Raw genomic sequence first — 220 nt, 5'->3', positions numbered from 1 at the left:
ACGCGGCGCCGGAAGAGCGCGCCCGTGGGATCACGATCTCGACCGCGCACGTGGAATACGAGACGCCGGCGCGCCACTACGCGCACGTCGACTGCCCCGGCCACGCCGACTACGTGAAGAACATGATCACGGGTGCGGCGCAGATGGACGGCGCGATCCTTGTGGTTTCGGCCGCCGATGGCCCGATGCCGCAGACGCGCGAGCACATCCTGCTGGCGCG

Annotated in this window: 1 protein-coding gene; it reads left to right on the top strand. The window is 70.0% G+C overall.

Annotated features, from left to right (window positions below; genetic code table 11):
• A partial coding sequence (locus EIP85_RS05585) for a GTP-binding protein (RefSeq protein WP_241559900.1) occupies window positions 1-220 on the top strand: 220 nt, incomplete at both ends.

It is taken from the genome of Solirhodobacter olei, from assembly GCF_004010155.1.
GTDB lineage: Bacteria > Pseudomonadota > Alphaproteobacteria > Rhodobacterales > Rhodobacteraceae > Solirhodobacter > Solirhodobacter olei.
The sequence above is the reverse complement of the archived record's forward strand: the minus strand, read 5'-3'. Positions and strand labels throughout refer to the sequence as shown.